Consider the following 17,198-nt stretch of genomic DNA (forward strand, 5'->3'; position numbering starts at 1 on the left):
CGTACAGAACCACTCCACAGGAGGACCCCAGTGGCGAAGGCGAAGTTCGAGCGGACTAAGCCGCACGTCAACATCGGCACCATCGGTCACATCGACCACGGTAAGACGACCCTCACGGCCGCCATTACCAAGGTGCTGCACGACGCGTACCCGGACCTGAACGAGGCCTCGGCCTTCGACCAGATCGACAAGGCTCCCGAGGAGCGCCAGCGCGGTATCACCATCTCCATCGCGCACGTCGAGTACCAGACCGAGTCGCGTCACTACGCCCACGTCGACTGCCCCGGTCACGCGGACTACATCAAGAACATGATCACCGGTGCCGCGCAGATGGACGGCGCCATCCTCGTGGTCGCCGCCACCGACGGCCCGATGCCGCAGACCAAGGAGCACGTGCTCCTGGCCCGCCAGGTCGGCGTTCCGTACATCGTCGTCGCCCTGAACAAGGCCGACATGGTGGACGACGAGGAGATCCTGGAGCTCGTCGAGCTCGAGGTGCGTGAGCTCCTCTCCGAGTACGAGTTCCCGGGCGACGACGTCCCGGTCGTCAAGGTCTCGGCGCTCAAGGCGCTCGAGGGCGACGCCGAGTGGGGCAAGTCCGTCCTCGACCTGATGAAGGCCGTCGACGAGGCCATCCCGCAGCCGGAGCGCGACGTCGACAAGCCGTTCCTGATGCCGATCGAGGACGTCTTCACGATCACCGGTCGTGGCACCGTCGTCACCGGTCGTATCGAGCGTGGTGTCCTGAAGGTCAACGAGACCGTCGACATCGTCGGTATCAAGCAGGAGAAGACCACCACCACGGTCACCGGCATCGAGATGTTCCGCAAGCTGCTCGACGAGGGCCAGGCCGGTGAGAACGTCGGTCTGCTCCTCCGTGGCATCAAGCGCGAGGACGTCGAGCGCGGCCAGGTCATCATCAAGCCCGGTTCGGTCACGCCGCACACCGAGTTCGAGGCCCAGGCCTACATCCTGTCGAAGGACGAGGGTGGCCGTCACACCCCGTTCTTCAACAACTACCGCCCGCAGTTCTACTTCCGTACCACGGACGTGACCGGCGTCGTGACCCTCCCCGAGGGCACCGAGATGGTCATGCCGGGCGACAACACCACCATGACCGTCGAGCTGATCCAGCCCGTCGCCATGGAGGAGGGCCTGAAGTTCGCCATCCGTGAGGGTGGCCGGACCGTGGGCGCCGGCCAGGTCACCAAGATCACCAAGTAAGTCCCGGTGTTCTGACCCGGCAGCTCGCCTGAGCTGTGGGAGGGCCCCGCACCCTGTTGGGTGCGGGGCCCTTCGCCGTGCGTGTGCGGGGGTCGCCTGTGCGCCCCGCGGCCAGGCGCACAGGGGCCGGGCCCCGCATCCGTGTGGGTGCGGGGCCCGGCCGTCCTGCTGTGCCGAGGGGATCAGACGCCGGCGACCGACTGGATCCAGGAGCGGTACGCCGTGACGTTGGTGTACGCCGTCGTGGTCTGGCGGTCGCTGGTGGACGCCACGCCGACCTGGACGCCGTTGAGCATCATCGGGCCGCCCGAGTCGCCGCCCGCGGTGATCCCGTCGCCGCGGCGGGCGCAGATCGCGGACCCGCCGTAGGCGTCGCCGCAGCCGTGGGTCACCGTCACGTTCGCGACCTTGAGGTAGCGGGACTGGCAGTTGGCCTCGGAGCCGCACCGGGAGGTCGCGCCCCAGCCGTAGACCTGGACGTTCTGGCCGACGCGCACGGTGCCCGGCTGGCCCAGCCGGGCGTAGGTCGCGGACACGGAGCGGTCGAGCCGCACCAGCGCGAGGTCCGCGCCGTGGGTGTAGGTCTGGACGCCGTTGGCCACCGTGCCGCCGCTGTGCTGGTCGAGACTGCCGATACGGAAGGACAGCCCGCCGCCGGTGACGCAGTGCTTGGCCGTGAGGATCCACGTCGGGGCGATGATCGTCGCCGAGCAGGTCTCCCGGCCGTTCGAGAACAGGCGGGCGGCCCAGGGGCCGCTCTGCGCGTAGCCCCCGCCGATGATGGGCTGGGGGGCCTTGGCCGTCGGGGGTACGGGCGCCGGTGCCGCGGTGGCGGCGGGGGCGAGAAGCGCGAGGACGGAGACCACGGCTGCCAGGAGCGCGGGGATGAGCCTTGATATGCGCAAGGTTCCTCGATTCGAAGGACACGCTGGGTGGGCGTGCATGTGTGGGGGTTGGCGGCCCCGGGGGGCCGCGTCCGCGCCGCGCTCCCGTCTGTGGGGCGGGAGTTCGTCATGGACATGTCCCAGAATTCCGGAGGAACGATGAACGGGGTACTAACGCCTGGCCATAACACGGTGCTATAGCCCCCCGCCCGTGCCGGTGCAGCACCCGGGGGTGGCGGGGCTGTGGAGCGCCGTCCGCAACCGACGGCACATCACCGGCTCCCTGCACCGCGGGGCGGGCGGGACCGCCGGAGGCGGCGCGGCGCCCGGCCGGGCCCCACCAGGCGCCGGACGCCACCCGCGGCCCTGCCATCCCTCCCGCGGCCGGCTGATCCTCCGGACGCGGGTGCGGGGCTGCCGCGCCGGACCGACCCCGGTCGGTGCACGGCGGCCCCGTCAGGGGACCCGGGGTGCTGCGCCGTCTCGCAGCCGGCAGCGGCCACGGCACGGGAGCAGCCCGCGTGGTCGCTGCGCACGCGCGTGTGCGACGTGCGCCGCTCCGCTCCGTCCGCTCTTCCGTCCAACCGGGCCGGGGAGAGGGCCCGTCGGGCGACGGCCTGCCTCAGGTTCAGGGGTGGTGTCCGACCCCTACAATCCCCTCACCGGCCTTGCTTCTCGGCGCCGAGCCCCCGATCCACGGGGATCGGTGGCTGCGGACAGCGGAGGGCGCATCTCTCGGGGGGAGAGACCGATGAAGGACGACAGGAAGCCGCTGGTCGGGCTGCTGGCGCCGTGGGGCGTAGTGGCCCTGACCCTGCTGATCGACATGGAGGACCACAGTTGGGGCAGCGTTCTCGACTGGGTTTCGCTCGTCCTTTTCGCGGTTCTCACCGGCTGGGTGGCCCGGGAACTCTCCCGCCGTGTCCGACGGCGCGGCCCGGGAGGGAAGCGCGAGGGGCACCCATAGGGGGCGGGGGGAGCACGGGACCGTGCCGGCGGTTCCGGAGCGCCTTCTGCTCCGTCACGGACACGGCTCGCCGCCCGCCGTCGTTCACGGGCGCAGCTGCCCGGGAGGGGGCGGGTGCCCGGAGGCTGCACGCGGTCGCCGAGTCCGCAGGCGCGGGGTTGTGCTGTGGAGAGACCGAGTGGCCGGTGCGAGGGCAGGACATGGGGAGGGGGCGGGTGTGGAGGGACCGTGGAGTGTTGTGCTTCGCCTGGTATGTGCCGTCCTCGGGGGGATCGCCGCCTTCTTCGAGTGGATGAACCTGCGGGAGGGGTACCGCCTCTTCAGGCGCGATGTGCGAAGGGCCTGGAGGAAGGGCGGGGGCCGGTAGTCGTGGGCATGCTGCGGGGGCGCGTGCTGCGCACGCCATGAACCGGGGACGACCGGGTGACGCGAGCGGCGCGCCCGGGAGGCCCCCGCCCCGTCTGCCCGGCCGGGGGCGCCCCGGCCCTGGGCCGTCAACGGCGGGCGCCCTGGAGGAGGCCGCCCGGCGCGGATGTTGCCCCAGCGGGGTGAGGCGTGCCCAGCGGTACGCCGGGCGCCGCGATCACGCCCCTATCGTCCCGGTATGAAACCCAGGACCGGCAGGGCGCTGACCTCCGTGATGGTGCTGCTCACCCTGACCACCGGGATGATCGAGGCGGTGTCCTTCCTGGTGCTCGGTCCGGTCTTCGCGGCGGTCCAGACGGGCAACGTGCTGCTGCTCGGCTTCGCGATCGCCGGGGCGCCGGGCATCTCGGCGACGGTCTCGGGGGTCTCCCTCGCCGGGTTCGCCTTCGGCGCGATCGCGGGATCCCGCCTCGAGTCGGCGATCGACGCCCGCGGCCGGCGCTGGTTCGCCGGGGCCCTGATGGGGGAGGGGCTCCTGCTGGGCGCGGCGGCCCTGGTGATCTGGCGGGCCGGTATCGAGAGCGGTCCGCACGGACAGGTGGACGGCCGCCACCTGGCCGTGATCGCGATGGTGGCGTGCGCCATGGGGGCGCGCAACGTGACCTCCCTGCGGGCCCCGGTCGCCGACGTCCCCACCACGGTGACCACCCGGGCCCTCACCGGTCTGCTGATCGTGCTGCCCCCGCTGGCGTCCGACTCCCGGGTCGGCGGCGGTGCGGGCAGCGAGCTGCGGCGGGCGGCCTCCGTCGCCGCGATGTTCGCCGGGGGGCTTCTCGGTGCGTGGCTTCTGGAACGCGCGGTGCACCCGGCCCTCGCCCTCGCCGTCCCCGCGGCCCTGGTGCTGGCCCTCGGGCTGGGCCTCGCCGCCCTCCGGCGCGGACGCGTCTCCGTCCCGGGCTGAGGGCCCCGTGCGTGTCCGTCCGGACGGCCCGTCCGCGTGGTTCCGCCCGTCAGCGCAACGGTGTCCCGAGGGCCGGACGGTCGGCGGGGCCGGCGGCCCGGCGGCACTCCCGACGCGCGCCCCTGTTTGACACGCACCCTCCGCGGGGTACTCTCTTCGGCTCGATTGGCCAGGCGCCTGCCTCGTATGGCAGACTGTCCGGGTTGCTCGGTTGAGTGCCGATGCTGCGCGCCTCCCGCCGGGAGGACCGGAAGCGAGTCCCACAGTACTCGTCGTCCCACGCGATGTGCCGCGAGGTGCAGGGGCGGACGTACGGGAATCTTCCGGGAAGTGTCAGCGGGGTACCGGCCAGGCGCCCGGTGGGAGTTCTTCCCCCGTCCCGCGGTCCTTCGGCCCGCACCCCCTTGGTTGGGACCTCCTTATGAGGAGATCTTCGTAGAGGGGATGCGACACGCCCGACCGCGTGGGTCGGAGAAGAGCGCAGGACCCGCCGGGTACCAGAGCGTTCATACGAGAGACAGGACTACGAAGTAGCCATGGCGGGACAGAAGATCCGCATCCGGCTCAAGGCCTACGACCACGAGGTCATCGACTCCTCGGCGAAGAAGATCGTCGAGACGGTGACCCGCACTGGTGCGTCGGTCGCGGGCCCGGTGCCGCTGCCCACTGAGAAGAACGTGTACTGCGTCATCAAGTCGCCGCACAAGTACAAGGACTCGCGCGAGCACTTCGAGATGCGCACGCACAAGCGCCTGATCGACATCCTCGACCCGACGCCCAAGACCGTTGACTCGCTGATGCGCCTGGACCTTCCGGCCGGCGTTGACATCGAGATCAAGCTCTGAGAGGCGCGGAAGAGATGGCTAAGCAGATCAAGGGCGTCCTGGGCGAGAAGCTCGGCATGACCCAGGTCTGGGACGAGAACAACCGTGTCGTCCCGGTGACCGTCGTCAAGGCCGGACCCTGCGTCGTTACCCAGGTCCGTACGAACGACACCGACGGCTACGAGTCGGTCCAGATCGCCTTCGGCGAGATCGACCCGCGCAAGGTGAACAAGCCCCTCAAGGGCCACTTCGCCAAGGCCGACGTGACCCCCCGCCGCCACCTGGTGGAGCTCCGCACCTCCGACGCCAGCGAGTACACGCTCGGCCAGGAGATCACTGCCGAGGTGTTCGAGTCCGGCGTCAAGGTCGACGTCACGGGCAAGAGCAAGGGCAAGGGCTTCGCCGGTGTCATGAAGCGCCACAACTTCCGTGGCCTCGGCGCCGGTCACGGCACCCAGCGCAAGCACCGCTCCCCCGGCTCCATCGGTGGCTGCGCCACCCCGGGCCGCGTGTTCAAGGGCCTCCGCATGGCTGGCCGCATGGGCAACGAGCGGGTCACCACCCAGAACCTGACCGTTCACGCCGTTGACGCGGAGAAGGGCCTGCTGCTCATCAAGGGCGCGGTTCCTGGTCCGAACGGCGGCCTCGTCCTGGTCCGTACCGCGGCCAAGGGGGCCTGAGGTAACCGATGAGCACCATTGACATCCTTTCGCCGGCAGGCGACAAGGCCGGGACCGTCGAGCTCCCCGCGGAGATCTTCGACGCCAAGGTCAGCGTTCCGCTGATCCACCAGGTCGTCGTCGCGCAGCTGGCCGCTGCCCGCCAGGGCACGCACAAGACCAAGACCCGCGGCGAAGTCCGCGGCGGTGGCAAGAAGCCGTACCGCCAGAAGGGCACCGGCCGCGCCCGCCAGGGTTCGACCCGTGCGCCGCAGTTCGCCGGCGGTGGCGTCGTCCACGGCCCCGTGCCGCGTGACTACTCGCAGCGGACCCCGAAGAAGATGAAGGCCGCCGCCCTCCGCGGTGCCCTCACCGACCGGGCCCGCCACTCCCGCATCCACGTCGTCTCCGGCGTGGTCGACGGTGCGGTCTCCACCAAGTCCGCCAAGTCCCTGCTGGGCAGGATCTCGGAGCGCAAGAACCTGCTCCTGGTCGCCGAGCGTTCGGACGAGGCCGCGTGGCTGTCCGCCCGCAACCTGCCCCAGGTGCACATCCTGGAGCCGGGCCAGCTGAACACGTACGACGTGCTCGTCTCCGACGACGTGGTCTTCACCCAGGCCGCCTTCGAGTCCTTCGTGTCCGGCCCCAAGGCCGCCAACGACACCGAAGGGAGCGAGGCCTGATGTCCGAGGCCACGATCACGAGCAAGACCTTCACGGACCCGCGCGACGTCCTCGTCAAGCCGGTCGTGTCCGAGAAGAGCTACGCGCTGCTCGACGAGAACAAGTACACGTTCATCGTCGCGCCCGGCGCCAACAAGACCCAGATCAAGCAGGCCGTCGAGGCGGTCTTCTCGGTCAAGGTCACCGGGGTCAACACGATCAACCGGCAGGGCAAGCGCAAGCGCACCCGCACCGGTTTCGGCAAGCGCGCCAACACCAAGCGCGCCATCGTGACCCTTGCCGAGGGCGACCGCATCGACATCTTCGGCGGTCCGACCGCCTGACGGCGGTCGGAATCGTCCAGAAGTCCGGAATCATCCGAGGACTGAGACACAATGGGTATCCGCAAGTACAAGCCGACGACCCCGGGCCGTCGTGGCTCCAGCGTCGCCGACTTTGTCGAGATCACGCGGTCCACGCCGGAGAAGTCGCTGGTCCGCCCGCTGCACAGCAAGGGCGGCCGTAACAACACCGGTCGTGTGACCGTCCGTCACCAGGGCGGTGGCCACAAGCGCGCCTACCGCGTGATCGACTTCCGTCGTCACGACAAGGACGGCGTGCCGGCCAAGGTCGCTCACATCGAGTACGACCCCAACCGCACCGCGCGCATCGCGCTCCTGCACTACGCCGACGGCGAGAAGCGCTACATCATCGCGCCGCGCGGCCTGGGCCAGGGCGACCGCGTCGAGAACGGCCCCGGGGCCGACATCAAGCCGGGCAACAACCTGGCGCTGCGCAACATCCCGGTCGGTACGACCATCCACGCCATCGAGCTGCGGCCCGGCGGCGGCGCGAAGTTCGCCCGCTCCGCGGGTGCCTCCGTGCAGCTGCTCGCGAAGGAGGGCCAGATGGCCCACCTGCGCATGCCGTCCGGCGAGATCCGCCTGGTCGACGTCCGCTGCCGCGCCACCATCGGCGAGGTCGGCAACGCCGAGCAGTCGAACATCAACTGGGGCAAGGCCGGCCGCAAGCGCTGGCTCGGCGTCCGCCCGACCGTTCGCGGTGTGGCGATGAACCCGGTTGACCACCCGCACGGTGGTGGTGAGGGCAAGACCTCGGGTGGCCGCCACCCGGTCTCCCCGTGGGGTCAGAAGGAGGGTCGTACTCGTTCTCCCAAGAAGGCGAGCAACAAGTACATCGTCCGCCGCCGCAAGACGAACAAGAAGCGCTAGGAGCGGGTTCAGATGCCGCGCAGTCTCAAGAAGGGGCCCTTCGTCGACGACCACCTGATCAAGAAGGTGGACGCCCAGAACGAAGCCGGTTCCAAGAACGTCATCAAGACCTGGTCCCGTCGCTCGATGATCGTCCCGGCCATGCTCGGCCACACGATCGCGGTGCACAACGGCAAGACCCATGTCCCGGTGTTCGTCACCGAGTCCATGGTCGGCCACAAGCTCGGCGAGTTCTCGCCGACTCGCACCTTCCGCGGCCACGTCAAGGACGACCGGAAGTCGAAGCGCCGCTAGACGCGGGGTGGAACGACTCATGACTTACACCGAAGGGACAACCATGGAAGCCAGGGCCCAGGCGCGGTACATCCGCGTCACGCCCATGAAGGCCCGCCGCGTGGTGGACCTCATCCGTGGCATGGATGCCACGGAGGCTCAGGCGGTCCTGCGTTTCGCCCCGCAGGCCGCGAGCGTGCCGGTCGGCAAGGTGCTGGACAGCGCCATCGCCAACGCCGCGCACAACTACGACCACACGGACGCCTCGTCGCTGTTCATCAGCGAGGCGTACGTGGACGAGGGCCCGACCCTGAAGCGGTTCCGTCCGCGTGCCCAGGGCCGTGCCTACCGGATCCGTAAGCGGACCAGCCACATCACCGTGGTCGTCAGCAGCAAGGAAGGAACCCGGTAATGGGCCAGAAGGTAAACCCGCACGGGTTCCGGCTCGGCATCACCACGGACTTCAAGTCCCGCTGGTACGCCGACAAGCTGTACAAGGACTACGTCAAGGAAGACGTCGCCATCCGTCGGATGATGACGTCCGGCATGGAGCGCGCCGGCATCTCCAAGGTCGAGATCGAGCGCACCCGTGACCGCGTCCGTGTGGACATCCACACGGCCCGTCCGGGCATCGTCATCGGCCGCCGCGGCGCCGAGGCCGACCGCATCCGCGGCGACCTCGAGAAGCTGACCGGCAAGCAGGTCCAGCTGAACATCCTCGAGGTCAAGAACCCCGAGGTCGACGCTCAGCTCGTGGCCCAGGCCGTCGCCGAGCAGCTCTCCTCCCGCGTCTCCTTCCGCCGTGCCATGCGCAAGAGCATGCAGTCGGCGATGAAGGCGGGCGCCAAGGGCATCAAGATCCAGTGCGGTGGCCGCCTCGGCGGCGCCGAGATGTCCCGCTCGGAGTTCTACCGCGAGGGCCGTGTGCCGCTGCACACGCTCCGTGCGAACGTCGAGTACGGCTTCTTCGAGGCCAAGACCACCTTCGGCCGCATCGGCGTGAAGGTCTGGATCTACAAGGGCGACGTCAAGAACATCGCCGAGGTCCGCGCGGAGAACGCCGCCGCCCGTGCCGGCAACCGTCCGGCCCGCGGCGGTGCGGACCGCCCGGCCGGCCGCGGTCGCGGTGGCGAGCGTCGTGGACGCAAGCCGCAGCAGGCTCAGGCTGCCGAGGCCCCCAAGGCCGAGGCCGCCGCCGCCGCTCCGGCTGCTGAGAGCACCGGAACGGAGGCCTGACCGACATGCTGATCCCCCGTAGGGTCAAGCACCGCAAGCAGCACCACCCGAAGCGCAACGGCATGGCCAAGGGTGGTACGCAGGTTGCGTTCGGCGAGTACGGCATCCAGGCCATGACTCCGGCGTACGTGACCAACCGCCAGATCGAGGCGGCCCGTATCGCGATGACCCGCCACATCAAGCGTGGCGGCAAGGTCTGGATCAACATCTACCCGGACCGCCCGCTGACCAAGAAGCCGGCCGAGACCCGCATGGGTTCCGGTAAGGGTTCGCCGGAGTGGTGGGTCGCGAACGTGAAGCCCGGTCGGGTGATGTTCGAGCTGTCCTACCCGAACGAGAAGATCGCGCGTGAGGCGCTGACCCGTGCGGCTCACAAGCTGCCGATGAAGTGCAAGATCGTCAAGCGCGAGGCAGGTGAAGCGTGATGTCGGCCGGAACCAAGGCGTCCGAGCTGCGCGAGCTGGGCAACGAGGAGCTTGTTGCCAAGCTCCGCGAGGCCAAGGAAGAGCTGTTCAACCTCCGCTTCCAGGCGGCGACGGGCCAGCTCGAGAACCACGGCCGGCTGAAGGCCGTCCGCAAGGACATCGCCCGGATCTACACCCTGATGCGTGAGCGTGAGCTGGGCATCGAGACGGTGGAGAGCGCCTGATGAGCGAGAACAACGTGACTGAGCAGAAGACCGAGCGCAACGCCCGCAAGACCCGCGAGGGTCTGGTCGTCAGCGACAAGATGGACAAGACCGTCGTCGTCGCCGTTGAGGACCGCGTCAAGCACGCGCTGTACGGCAAGGTCATCCGCCGTACGAACAAGCTCAAGGCCCACGACGAGCAGAACGCCGCCGGCGTCGGCGACCGCGTCCTCCTGATGGAGACCCGGAAGCTGTCCGCCACCAAGCACTGGCGCGTCGTCGAGATCCTCGAGAAGGCCAAGTAATCGCTCGAAGGGGTAGCCCTTCGAGTTCGTTCCGCCAGGCTCGGCGGGGGTCTCCAGCGGAGACCCCCGCCGGGAACCGGCAGACAATCAGGAGATAGACGTGATCCAGCAGGAGTCGCGACTGCGCGTCGCCGACAACACTGGTGCCAAGGAGATCCTTTGCATCCGTGTTCTCGGTGGCTCCGGTCGCCGCTACGCGGGCATCGGTGACGTCATCGTCGCCACCGTCAAGGACGCGATCCCCGGTGGCAACGTGAAGAAGGGTGACGTCGTCAAGGCGGTCATCGTTCGCACCGTCAAGGAGCGCCGCCGCCAGGACGGCTCGTACATCCGCTTCGACGAGAACGCCGCCGTCATTCTGAAGAACGACGGCGACCCTCGCGGCACCCGTATCTTCGGCCCCGTCGGCCGTGAGCTGCGCGAGAAGAAGTTCATGAAGATCATCTCGCTCGCGCCGGAGGTGCTGTAAGCATGAAGATCAAGAAGGGCGACCTGGTTCAGGTCATCACCGGCAAGGACAAGGGCAAGCAGGGCAAGGTCATCGCGGCCTTCCCCCGCGAGGACCGCGTCCTGGTCGAGGGTGTCAACCGGGTCAAGAAGCACACCAAGGCCGGCCAGACCGCCCGTGGTTCGCAGACCGGCGGCATCGTGACCACCGAGGCTCCGATCCACGTGAGCAACGTCCAGCTCGTCGTCGAGAAGGACGGCAAGAAGGTCGTGACCCGCGTCGGCTTCCGCTTCGACGACGAGGGCAACAAGATCCGCGTTGCCAAGCGGACGGGTGAGGACATCTGATGGCTACCACCACCACTCCGCGTCTCAAGACGAAGTACCGCGACGAGATCGCCCCGAAGCTGCGTGAGGAGTTCTCCTTCGAGAACGTCATGCAGATCCCGGGCCTCGTCAAGATCGTGGTCAACATGGGTGTCGGCGACGCCGCCCGTGACTCGAAGCTGATCGACGGAGCCATCCGCGATCTCGCCACGATCACCGGTCAGAAGCCGGCCGTCACCAAGGCCCGCAAGTCCATCGCGCAGTTCAAGCTGCGCGAGGGTCAGCCGATCGGTGCCCACGTCACGCTCCGTGGCGACCGCATGTGGGAGTTCCTGGACCGCACCCTGTCGCTCGCGCTCCCGCGCATCCGCGACTTCCGCGGCCTGTCCCCCAAGCAGTTCGACGGCCGTGGCAACTACACCTTCGGTCTCACGGAGCAGGTCATGTTCCACGAGATCGACCAGGACAAGATCGACCGCGTCCGGGGTATGGACATCACCGTGGTCACCACGGCGACCAACGACGACGAGGGCCGTGCCCTTCTGCGTCACCTCGGCTTCCCGTTCAAGGAGGCGTGAGCGAGATGGCGAAGAAGGCTCTGATTGCCAAGGCTGCTCGTAAGCCCAAGTTCGGTGTGCGTGCCTACACCCGCTGCCAGCGCTGTGGCCGTCCGCACTCCGTGTACCGCAAGTTCGGCCTCTGCCGCGTGTGCCTTCGTGAGATGGCTCACCGTGGCGAGCTGCCGGGCGTGACCAAGAGCTCCTGGTAGTCCCCTCGTTGGGATTCCCCGGAGTCTCTCGGTAAGCACCTGGACGGCGGCCGCCCTCCCGCATGCCGTAGGCTTGCAGGGTTGGGCGTCCGCCGCCCTACCGACTTACTACGCCGTAGGTCCCCGCGCCGCACCCGTCCCGCCCCTGTGTGGGGAGAGGGATGGCGCATACAGGAAACCCCGGCGAGAGAGGCCGAAGGCCAATTCATGACCATGACTGATCCGATCGCAGACATGCTGACGCGTCTGCGTAACGCGAACTCGGCATACCACGACACCGTGGCGATGCCGCACAGCAAGATCAAGTCGCACATCGCCGAGATCCTCCAGCAGGAGGGTTTCATCACCGGCTGGAAGGTCGAGGACGCCGAGGTCGGCAAGAACCTCGTCCTGGAGCTGAAGTTCGGCCCGAACCGTGAGCGTTCGATCGCCGGCATCAAGCGGATCTCCAAGCCGGGTCTGCGTGTTTACGCGAAGTCCACCAACCTGCCGAAGGTCCTCGGCGGCCTGGGCGTGGCGATCATCTCCACGTCCCACGGTCTCCTGACCGGCCAGCAGGCGCAGAAGAAGGGCGTGGGTGGGGAAGTCCTCGCCTACGTCTGGTAGTCGGGAACGGAGGAACAGCTCATGTCGCGTATCGGCAAGCTCCCCATCCAGGTTCCCGCCGGTGTGGACGTCACCATCGATGGCCGCACGGTCGTCGTGAAGGGTTCCAAGGGCACTCTCACGCACACCGTCGCCGCGCCGATCGAGATTGTGAAGGGCGAGGACGGCGTTCTCAACGTCACCCGTCCGAACGACGAGCGTCAGAACAAGGCCCTGCACGGCCTGTCCCGCACGCTGGTGGCGAACATGATCACCGGCGTGACCCAGGGTTACACCAAGGCGCTCGAGATCAGCGGTGTCGGTTACCGCGTCGCCGCGAAGGGCTCCAACCTGGAGTTCCAGCTCGGCTACAGCCACCCGATCCTGGTGGAGGCGCCCGAGGGCATCTCCTTCAAGGTCGAGTCGCCGACCAAGTTCTCGGTCGAGGGCATCGACAAGCAGAAGGTCGGCGAGGTCGCCGCGAACATCCGCAAGCTGCGCAAGCCCGACCCGTACAAGGCCAAGGGCGTCAAGTACGCGGGCGAGGTCATCCGCCGCAAGGTCGGAAAGGCGGGCAAGTAAGCCATGGCATACGGCACGAAGATCGCCAAGGGCGACGCTTACAAGCGCGCCGCGAAGCAGCGTCGTCACATCCGTATCCGCAAGAGCGTGTCGGGTACGGCCGAGCGTCCGCGCCTGGTCGTCACGCGTTCGAACCGCAACATCGTCGCGCAGGTCATCGACGACCTCAAGGGCCACACCGTGGCGTCGGCGTCCACCCTGGACGTCTCGATCCGCGGTGGCGAGGGCGACAAGTCCGCGCAGGCCAAGCAGGTCGGCGCCCTGGTCGCCGAGCGCGCCAAGGCCGCCGGTGTCGAGGCTGTCGTGTTCGACCGTGGTGGCAACAGGTACGCCGGGCGCATCGCCGCCCTGGCCGACGCCGCCCGCGAAGCCGGGCTCAAGTTCTGAGCCTGTCGCAGCGTAGCTAGCGGAAAAGAGAGAGGTAAATCCAATGGCTGGACCCCAGCGCCGCGGAAGCGGTGCCGGTGGCGGCGAGCGGCGGGACCGGAAGGGCCGTGACGGCGGCGCAGCTGCCGCCGAGAAGACCGCGTACGTCGAGCGCGTCGTCGCGATCAACCGAGTCGCCAAGGTTGTGAAGGGTGGTCGTCGCTTCAGCTTCACCGCGCTGGTCGTGGTGGGCGACGGTGACGGCACCGTGGGTGTCGGCTACGGCAAGGCCAAGGAGGTGCCGGCCGCCATCGCCAAGGGTGTGGAGGAGGCCAAGAAGCACTTCTTCAAGGTCCCCCGTATCCAGGGCACCATCCCGCACCCGATCCAGGGTGAGAAGGCTGCCGGCGTCGTCCTGCTCAAGCCCGCCGCCCCCGGTACCGGTGTGATCGCCGGTGGCCCGGTGCGTGCCGTGCTGGAGTGCGCGGGCGTGCACGACATCCTGTCGAAGTCGCTCGGCTCGGACAACGCGATCAACATCGTGCACGCGACCGTGGAGGCCCTGAAGGGCCTTCAGCGTCCCGAGGAGATCGCGGCCCGCCGCGGTCTGCCCCTCGAGGACGTGGCCCCCGCGGCCCTGCTGCGTGCGCGTGCGGGGGCGGGTGCGTAATGGCTCGCCTCAAGATCACGCAGACGAAGTCGTACATCGGCAGCAAGCAGAACCACCGCGACACCCTGCGTTCGCTCGGGCTCAAGCGCCTGAACGACGTGGTCGTCAAGGAGGACCGCCCCGAGTTCCGCGGCATGGTGCACACCGTCCGCCACCTCGTGACGGTCGAGGAGGTCGACTGACATGGCGGAGCAGAACCCGCTGAAGGTCCACAACCTCCGTCCCGCCCCGGGCGCCAAGACCGCCAAGACCCGTGTGGGTCGTGGTGAGGCGTCGAAGGGTAAGACGGCCGGTCGTGGTACCAAGGGCACCAAGGCCCGTTACCAGGTTCCGGAGCGCTTCGAGGGTGGGCAGATGCCCCTCCACATGCGCCTTCCGAAGCTCAAGGGCTTCAAGAACCCCTTCCGCACCGAGTACCAGGTCGTGAACCTGGACAAGCTCGCGGCCCTGTACCCGCAGGGTGGCGAGGTCACCGTGGCCGACCTGGTCGCCAAGGGTGCCGTGCGCAAGAACCAGCTCGTCAAGGTCCTGGGCCAGGGCGAGGTCTCCGTGGCGCTGCAGGTGACGGTCGACGCCGTCTCCGGCTCCGCCAAGGAGAAGATCACCGCCGCCGGCGGCACCGTGACCGAGCTCGTCTGAGTCTCGGACGCTTTTGCGGCCTGGGCCGTCCCTCCAGGGGGGCGGCCCAGGCCGTTGCCGTAGGCCGCCGTACGGTGCCTGCGGCCGCACGCCGCCCGCCCCGGGGCTTCCGGGCCCGCGGGGCCCTGCCGGGCGCCGCCTCAGGGGCCCGTGCCGTCCGGTGGTCACCACATCGTGTGGAACCCGGCCCCGGAGCACCGCCGGACGACCGCCCGGGCAGTGGTACGGCAGACACCGCCCACCGGCCCCCGCTCTACCGCAAGCCTGCCCAGACCGGGCACCGCACGGCGGTCGGCGGGGCCGCGCGACCGGTCGTCTTTGCGGCATACCCCGGCTGGATGGTTGTTCCAGGAGGGGCGGTCGCCGGTAAGGTGGCGTGCACTGTTGCTCTGCTCCTGGAGGTCGTTGACAGTAGCGGCGAAACCGCTGGCCTCCAGAACACGCCGCCCGGTCCGCCGGGCGGTTCTGGCTGAATACGTATTCGTCGATCCTCAAGACCGTCACCTCTGACGCTTAGCGCGGGGGTCGCAGGAGGCACCGTGCTCACCGCGTTCGCCCGGGCGTTCAAGACGCCCGACCTGCGCAAGAAGCTGCTCTTCACCCTGGGCATCATCGTTCTGTACCGCCTCGGGTCACAGGTCCCGATCCCGGGCGTGAGTTACCAGAACGTCCAGATCTGTGTGGACGCAGCCTCGCAGGGCAATAACAGCCTGTTCGGGCTGGTGAACATGTTCAGCGGCGGTGCGCTGCTGCAGATCACCATCTTCGCGCTCGGCATCATGCCGTACATCACCGCGAGCATCATTCTCCAGCTGCTGACGGTGGTGATCCCGCGGCTGGAGGCCCTCAAGAAGGAGGGCCAGTCCGGCACCGCCAAGATCACGCAGTACACCCGTTACCTGACCGTGGCGCTCGCCGTCCTGCAGGGCACCGGCATCGTGGCCGCCGCCCGCAGCGGCGCCCTGTTCAGCGGCTGCCGCGTGGGCGACCAGATCGTGCCCGACCAGTCGATCTTCACCACCGTCGTCATGGTGATCACCATGACCGCGGGCACCGCGGCCGTCATGTGGCTCGGCGAGCTCATCACCGACCGGGGCATCGGCAACGGCATGTCGATCCTGATGTTCATCTCGATCGCCGCCGGCTTCCCGGGCGCCCTGTGGGCCATCAAGGAGAGCGGCAAGCTCGCCGGCGGCTGGATCGAGTTCGGCACGGTCATCCTGATCGGCTTCGTGATGGTCGGCCTCGTCGTCTTCGTCGAGCAGGCCCAGCGCCGCATCCCGGTGCAGTACGCGAAGCGCATGATCGGCCGCAGGTCCTACGGCGGTACGTCCACCTACATCCCGCTCAAGGTGAACCAGGCGGGTGTGATTCCCGTCATCTTCGCCTCGTCGCTGCTCTACATCCCGGCGCTGGTCGCCCAGTTCTCCACCTCGCAGTCCGGCTGGAAGACCTGGATCGAGTCCCACTTCGTCACGGGAGACCACCCCTACTACATCGCGACCTACTTCCTCCTGATCGTGTTCTTCGCCTTCTTCTATGTGGCGATCTCGTTCAACCCCGAGGAAGTCGCGGACAACATGAAGAAGTATGGTGGCTTCATCCCGGGCATCCGGGCTGGTCGTCCTACTGCCGAGTACCTGAGCTACGTGCTCAACAGGATCACTTGGCCGGGCTCGCTGTACCTGGGTCTGATTGCTCTTGTCCCGACGATGGCGTTGGCAGGCTTCGGAGGCGCGAACCAGAACTTCCCGTTCGGCGGGACGAGCATCCTCATCATCGTGGGTGTGGGTCTGGAGACCGTGAAGCAGATCGAGAGCCAGCTCCAGCAGCGTAATTACGAAGGGTTCCTCCGCTGATGCGTATCGTCCTCGTCGGACCGCCCGGTGCCGGGAAGGGAACGCAGGCCGCCTTCCTCGCGAAGAACCTGTCGATCCCGCACATCTCCACGGGTGACCTCTTCCGTGCCAACATCTCGCAGGGCACGGAGCTCGGCAAGCGCGCCAAGTCCTACATGGACGCGGGCAACCTGGTGCCGGACGAGGTGACCATCGGGATGGCCCGGGACCGCATGGCCCAGGCCGACGCCGAGGGCGGCTTCCTGCTCGACGGCTTCCCGCGCAACGTGGGCCAGGCCGAGGCGCTGGACGAGATGCTCCGCGGCGAGGGCGTCGCCCTGGACGCGGTGCTCGACCTGGAGGTCCCCGAGGACGAGGTGGTCAAGCGCATCGCCGGCCGCCGGGTGTGCCGCAACAGCAGCGCGCACGTCTACCACGTGGTCTACACCCCGCCGCAGGCGGAGGGCGTCTGCGACGAGTGCGGCGGCGAGCTGTACCAGCGCGACGACGACTCCGAGGAGACGGTCCGCAAGCGGCTGGAGGTCTACCACACCCAGACCGAGCCGATCATCGACTACTACAAGGCCCAGGGCCTGGTGGTCACGATCTCCGCGCTGGGCAAGGTCGCCGAGGTGACCGCCCGCGCGATGGAGGCCCTCCAGGTCGACGAGGCCGCACAGGGCTGATCCCGCACGAACCAGACGAGGCCGCGGTGTCCGGTGGACGCCGCGGCCTTATCGTTGACACGCCCCTC

At 68.5% G+C, this 17,198-nt stretch carries 27 protein-coding genes; 26 read left to right on the forward strand and 1 reads right to left on the reverse strand.

All coding sequences use genetic code 11. From position 1 onward, the window contains the following. The first annotated feature begins 30 nt into the window (after window positions 1-30). Complete coding sequence (gene tuf, locus ACGF15_RS16835; RefSeq protein ID WP_256525435.1) at window positions 31-1,224, forward strand: elongation factor Tu; 1,194 nt, start codon at window positions 31-33, stop codon at window positions 1,222-1,224. Between the two features lie 182 nt (window positions 1,225-1,406). On the opposite strand, the gene ACGF15_RS16840 is transcribed toward tuf, so the two are convergent. Continuing rightward, window positions 1,407-2,129, reverse strand: a complete 723-nt coding sequence (locus ACGF15_RS16840; protein WP_345614471.1) for a trypsin-like serine protease — start codon at window positions 2,127-2,129, stop codon at window positions 1,407-1,409. Between the two features lie 730 nt (window positions 2,130-2,859). On the opposite strand from ACGF15_RS16840, the gene ACGF15_RS16845 reads away from it, so the two are divergent. The 25 genes from ACGF15_RS16845 (at window position 2,860) to ACGF15_RS16965 (ending at window position 17,130) form a co-directional block, all read left to right on the forward strand. Then, the gene (locus ACGF15_RS16845; protein ID WP_345614472.1) at window positions 2,860-3,075 is read left to right on the forward strand and encodes a hypothetical protein; all 216 of its coding nucleotides are present in this window, start codon (window positions 2,860-2,862) and stop codon (window positions 3,073-3,075) included. Window positions 3,076-3,679: 604 nt separating this feature from the next. Beyond that, on the forward strand, window positions 3,680-4,402 hold the full coding sequence (locus tag ACGF15_RS16850) for a YoaK family protein (protein WP_392799726.1): 723 nt from the start codon (window positions 3,680-3,682) through the stop codon (window positions 4,400-4,402). A 536-nt stretch (window positions 4,403-4,938) separates the two neighbouring features. Next, window positions 4,939-5,247 (forward strand): 30S ribosomal protein S10, encoded by a 309-nt coding sequence (gene rpsJ / locus ACGF15_RS16855; RefSeq protein ID WP_003948644.1) that lies wholly within the window; start codon window positions 4,939-4,941, stop codon window positions 5,245-5,247. A 14-nt stretch (window positions 5,248-5,261) separates the two neighbouring features. Continuing rightward, window positions 5,262-5,906 (forward strand): 50S ribosomal protein L3, encoded by a 645-nt coding sequence (gene rplC, locus ACGF15_RS16860; RefSeq protein WP_256525439.1) that lies wholly within the window; start codon window positions 5,262-5,264, stop codon window positions 5,904-5,906. Window positions 5,907-5,914: 8 nt separating this feature from the next. Beyond that, complete coding sequence (rplD, locus tag ACGF15_RS16865) at window positions 5,915-6,568, forward strand: 50S ribosomal protein L4 (RefSeq protein WP_345614474.1); 654 nt, start codon at window positions 5,915-5,917, stop codon at window positions 6,566-6,568. Next, window positions 6,568-6,891: a 50S ribosomal protein L23 gene (gene rplW, locus ACGF15_RS16870; RefSeq protein ID WP_256525441.1), complete on the forward strand. Its 324-nt coding sequence runs from the start codon at window positions 6,568-6,570 to the stop codon at window positions 6,889-6,891. Before rplD ends, rplW begins: the two co-directional genes overlap by 1 nt. A gap of 51 nt (window positions 6,892-6,942) precedes the next feature. Beyond that, the gene (gene rplB / locus ACGF15_RS16875) at window positions 6,943-7,779 is read left to right on the forward strand and encodes a 50S ribosomal protein L2 (RefSeq protein ID WP_256525442.1); all 837 of its coding nucleotides are present in this window, start codon (window positions 6,943-6,945) and stop codon (window positions 7,777-7,779) included. A 12-nt stretch (window positions 7,780-7,791) separates the two neighbouring features. Then, the gene (gene rpsS / locus ACGF15_RS16880; protein WP_215183662.1) at window positions 7,792-8,073 is read left to right on the forward strand and encodes a 30S ribosomal protein S19; all 282 of its coding nucleotides are present in this window, start codon (window positions 7,792-7,794) and stop codon (window positions 8,071-8,073) included. A 43-nt stretch (window positions 8,074-8,116) separates the two neighbouring features. Beyond that, complete coding sequence (gene rplV, locus ACGF15_RS16885) at window positions 8,117-8,464, forward strand: 50S ribosomal protein L22 (RefSeq protein WP_009327087.1); 348 nt, start codon at window positions 8,117-8,119, stop codon at window positions 8,462-8,464. Beyond that, window positions 8,464-9,288: a 30S ribosomal protein S3 gene (gene rpsC / locus ACGF15_RS16890; protein ID WP_256525443.1), complete on the forward strand. Its 825-nt coding sequence runs from the start codon at window positions 8,464-8,466 to the stop codon at window positions 9,286-9,288. Before rplV ends, rpsC begins: the two co-directional genes overlap by 1 nt. A gap of 5 nt (window positions 9,289-9,293) precedes the next feature. Then, on the forward strand, window positions 9,294-9,713 hold the full coding sequence (gene rplP / locus ACGF15_RS16895; RefSeq protein WP_256525444.1) for a 50S ribosomal protein L16: 420 nt from the start codon (window positions 9,294-9,296) through the stop codon (window positions 9,711-9,713). After that, window positions 9,713-9,937 (forward strand): 50S ribosomal protein L29, encoded by a 225-nt coding sequence (rpmC, locus tag ACGF15_RS16900; RefSeq protein ID WP_017949657.1) that lies wholly within the window; start codon window positions 9,713-9,715, stop codon window positions 9,935-9,937. Before rplP ends, rpmC begins: the two co-directional genes overlap by 1 nt. Further along, window positions 9,937-10,221 carry a 30S ribosomal protein S17 gene (gene rpsQ, locus ACGF15_RS16905; protein ID WP_256525445.1) on the forward strand — a complete coding sequence of 95 codons (285 nt, stop codon included), beginning with the start codon at window positions 9,937-9,939 and terminating at the stop codon, window positions 10,219-10,221. Before rpmC ends, rpsQ begins: the two co-directional genes overlap by 1 nt. Window positions 10,222-10,321: 100 nt before the next feature. Continuing rightward, a complete protein-coding gene (gene rplN, locus ACGF15_RS16910; RefSeq protein ID WP_003956455.1) occupies window positions 10,322-10,690 on the forward strand; it encodes a 50S ribosomal protein L14 in 369 nt (122 codons plus the stop codon). A gap of 2 nt (window positions 10,691-10,692) precedes the next feature. Further along, window positions 10,693-11,016 carry a 50S ribosomal protein L24 gene (gene rplX, locus ACGF15_RS16915; protein WP_005313570.1) on the forward strand — a complete coding sequence of 108 codons (324 nt, stop codon included), beginning with the start codon at window positions 10,693-10,695 and terminating at the stop codon, window positions 11,014-11,016. Continuing rightward, window positions 11,016-11,573 (forward strand): 50S ribosomal protein L5, encoded by a 558-nt coding sequence (rplE, locus tag ACGF15_RS16920; protein ID WP_345614475.1) that lies wholly within the window; start codon window positions 11,016-11,018, stop codon window positions 11,571-11,573. The genes rplX and rplE overlap by 1 nt, the downstream gene beginning before the upstream one ends. A gap of 5 nt (window positions 11,574-11,578) precedes the next feature. After that, window positions 11,579-11,764, forward strand: a complete 186-nt coding sequence (locus ACGF15_RS16925) for a type Z 30S ribosomal protein S14 (protein WP_003956452.1) — start codon at window positions 11,579-11,581, stop codon at window positions 11,762-11,764. 207 nt (window positions 11,765-11,971) lie between these two features. After that, window positions 11,972-12,370 (forward strand): 30S ribosomal protein S8, encoded by a 399-nt coding sequence (gene rpsH, locus ACGF15_RS16930; RefSeq protein ID WP_188337378.1) that lies wholly within the window; start codon window positions 11,972-11,974, stop codon window positions 12,368-12,370. Window positions 12,371-12,391: 21 nt separating this feature from the next. Then, window positions 12,392-12,931 carry a 50S ribosomal protein L6 gene (gene rplF, locus ACGF15_RS16935; RefSeq protein WP_256525447.1) on the forward strand — a complete coding sequence of 180 codons (540 nt, stop codon included), beginning with the start codon at window positions 12,392-12,394 and terminating at the stop codon, window positions 12,929-12,931. A gap of 3 nt (window positions 12,932-12,934) precedes the next feature. After that, window positions 12,935-13,318, forward strand: a complete 384-nt coding sequence (rplR, locus tag ACGF15_RS16940) for a 50S ribosomal protein L18 (RefSeq protein WP_345614476.1) — start codon at window positions 12,935-12,937, stop codon at window positions 13,316-13,318. A gap of 43 nt (window positions 13,319-13,361) precedes the next feature. Further along, window positions 13,362-13,967 carry a 30S ribosomal protein S5 gene (rpsE, locus tag ACGF15_RS16945; protein ID WP_256525449.1) on the forward strand — a complete coding sequence of 202 codons (606 nt, stop codon included), beginning with the start codon at window positions 13,362-13,364 and terminating at the stop codon, window positions 13,965-13,967. Beyond that, window positions 13,967-14,149 (forward strand): 50S ribosomal protein L30, encoded by a 183-nt coding sequence (gene rpmD, locus ACGF15_RS16950; protein WP_005313525.1) that lies wholly within the window; start codon window positions 13,967-13,969, stop codon window positions 14,147-14,149. The genes rpsE and rpmD overlap by 1 nt, the downstream gene beginning before the upstream one ends. Window position 14,150: 1 nt before the next feature. Then, window positions 14,151-14,606 (forward strand): 50S ribosomal protein L15, encoded by a 456-nt coding sequence (gene rplO / locus ACGF15_RS16955; protein WP_256525450.1) that lies wholly within the window; start codon window positions 14,151-14,153, stop codon window positions 14,604-14,606. A gap of 539 nt (window positions 14,607-15,145) precedes the next feature. Continuing rightward, window positions 15,146-16,465, forward strand: a complete 1,320-nt coding sequence (secY, locus tag ACGF15_RS16960; RefSeq protein WP_362608807.1) for a preprotein translocase subunit SecY — start codon at window positions 15,146-15,148, stop codon at window positions 16,463-16,465. Beyond that, window positions 16,465-17,130, forward strand: a complete 666-nt coding sequence (locus tag ACGF15_RS16965; protein ID WP_345614478.1) for an adenylate kinase — start codon at window positions 16,465-16,467, stop codon at window positions 17,128-17,130. Before secY ends, ACGF15_RS16965 begins: the two co-directional genes overlap by 1 nt. Window positions 17,131-17,198: the final 68 nt, after the last annotated feature.

It is taken from the genome of Streptomyces sp. NPDC048001, from assembly GCF_043203115.1.
GTDB lineage: Bacteria > Actinomycetota > Actinomycetes > Streptomycetales > Streptomycetaceae > Streptomyces > Streptomyces sanyensis.

What these genes read in the sequence shown, in the direction of transcription:
- ACGF15_RS16845 (WP_345614472.1), top strand. Translation starts at nt 2,860, where the DNA reads ATGAAGGACGACAGGAAGCCGCTGGTCGGGCTGCTGGCGCCGTGGGGC.
- ACGF15_RS16850 (WP_392799726.1), top strand. Translation starts at nt 3,680, where the DNA reads ATGAAACCCAGGACCGGCAGGGCGCTGACCTCCGTGATGGTGCTGCTC.
- rpsJ (WP_003948644.1), top strand. Translation starts at nt 4,939, where the DNA reads ATGGCGGGACAGAAGATCCGCATCCGGCTCAAGGCCTACGACCACGAG.
- rplC (WP_256525439.1), top strand. Translation starts at nt 5,262, where the DNA reads ATGGCTAAGCAGATCAAGGGCGTCCTGGGCGAGAAGCTCGGCATGACC.
- rplD (WP_345614474.1), top strand. Translation starts at nt 5,915, where the DNA reads ATGAGCACCATTGACATCCTTTCGCCGGCAGGCGACAAGGCCGGGACC.
- rplW (WP_256525441.1), top strand. Translation starts at nt 6,568, where the DNA reads ATGTCCGAGGCCACGATCACGAGCAAGACCTTCACGGACCCGCGCGAC.
- rplB (WP_256525442.1), top strand. Translation starts at nt 6,943, where the DNA reads ATGGGTATCCGCAAGTACAAGCCGACGACCCCGGGCCGTCGTGGCTCC.
- rpsS (WP_215183662.1), top strand. Translation starts at nt 7,792, where the DNA reads ATGCCGCGCAGTCTCAAGAAGGGGCCCTTCGTCGACGACCACCTGATC.
- rplV (WP_009327087.1), top strand. Translation starts at nt 8,117, where the DNA reads ATGGAAGCCAGGGCCCAGGCGCGGTACATCCGCGTCACGCCCATGAAG.
- rpsC (WP_256525443.1), top strand. Translation starts at nt 8,464, where the DNA reads ATGGGCCAGAAGGTAAACCCGCACGGGTTCCGGCTCGGCATCACCACG.
- rplP (WP_256525444.1), top strand. Translation starts at nt 9,294, where the DNA reads ATGCTGATCCCCCGTAGGGTCAAGCACCGCAAGCAGCACCACCCGAAG.
- rpmC (WP_017949657.1), top strand. Translation starts at nt 9,713, where the DNA reads ATGTCGGCCGGAACCAAGGCGTCCGAGCTGCGCGAGCTGGGCAACGAG.
- rpsQ (WP_256525445.1), top strand. Translation starts at nt 9,937, where the DNA reads ATGAGCGAGAACAACGTGACTGAGCAGAAGACCGAGCGCAACGCCCGC.
- rplX (WP_005313570.1), top strand. Translation starts at nt 10,693, where the DNA reads ATGAAGATCAAGAAGGGCGACCTGGTTCAGGTCATCACCGGCAAGGAC.
- rplE (WP_345614475.1), top strand. Translation starts at nt 11,016, where the DNA reads ATGGCTACCACCACCACTCCGCGTCTCAAGACGAAGTACCGCGACGAG.
- ACGF15_RS16925 (WP_003956452.1), top strand. Translation starts at nt 11,579, where the DNA reads ATGGCGAAGAAGGCTCTGATTGCCAAGGCTGCTCGTAAGCCCAAGTTC.
- rpsH (WP_188337378.1), top strand. Translation starts at nt 11,972, where the DNA reads ATGACCATGACTGATCCGATCGCAGACATGCTGACGCGTCTGCGTAAC.
- rplF (WP_256525447.1), top strand. Translation starts at nt 12,392, where the DNA reads ATGTCGCGTATCGGCAAGCTCCCCATCCAGGTTCCCGCCGGTGTGGAC.
- rplR (WP_345614476.1), top strand. Translation starts at nt 12,935, where the DNA reads ATGGCATACGGCACGAAGATCGCCAAGGGCGACGCTTACAAGCGCGCC.
- rpsE (WP_256525449.1), top strand. Translation starts at nt 13,362, where the DNA reads ATGGCTGGACCCCAGCGCCGCGGAAGCGGTGCCGGTGGCGGCGAGCGG.
- rpmD (WP_005313525.1), top strand. Translation starts at nt 13,967, where the DNA reads ATGGCTCGCCTCAAGATCACGCAGACGAAGTCGTACATCGGCAGCAAG.
- rplO (WP_256525450.1), top strand. Translation starts at nt 14,151, where the DNA reads ATGGCGGAGCAGAACCCGCTGAAGGTCCACAACCTCCGTCCCGCCCCG.
- ACGF15_RS16965 (WP_345614478.1), top strand. Translation starts at nt 16,465, where the DNA reads ATGCGTATCGTCCTCGTCGGACCGCCCGGTGCCGGGAAGGGAACGCAG.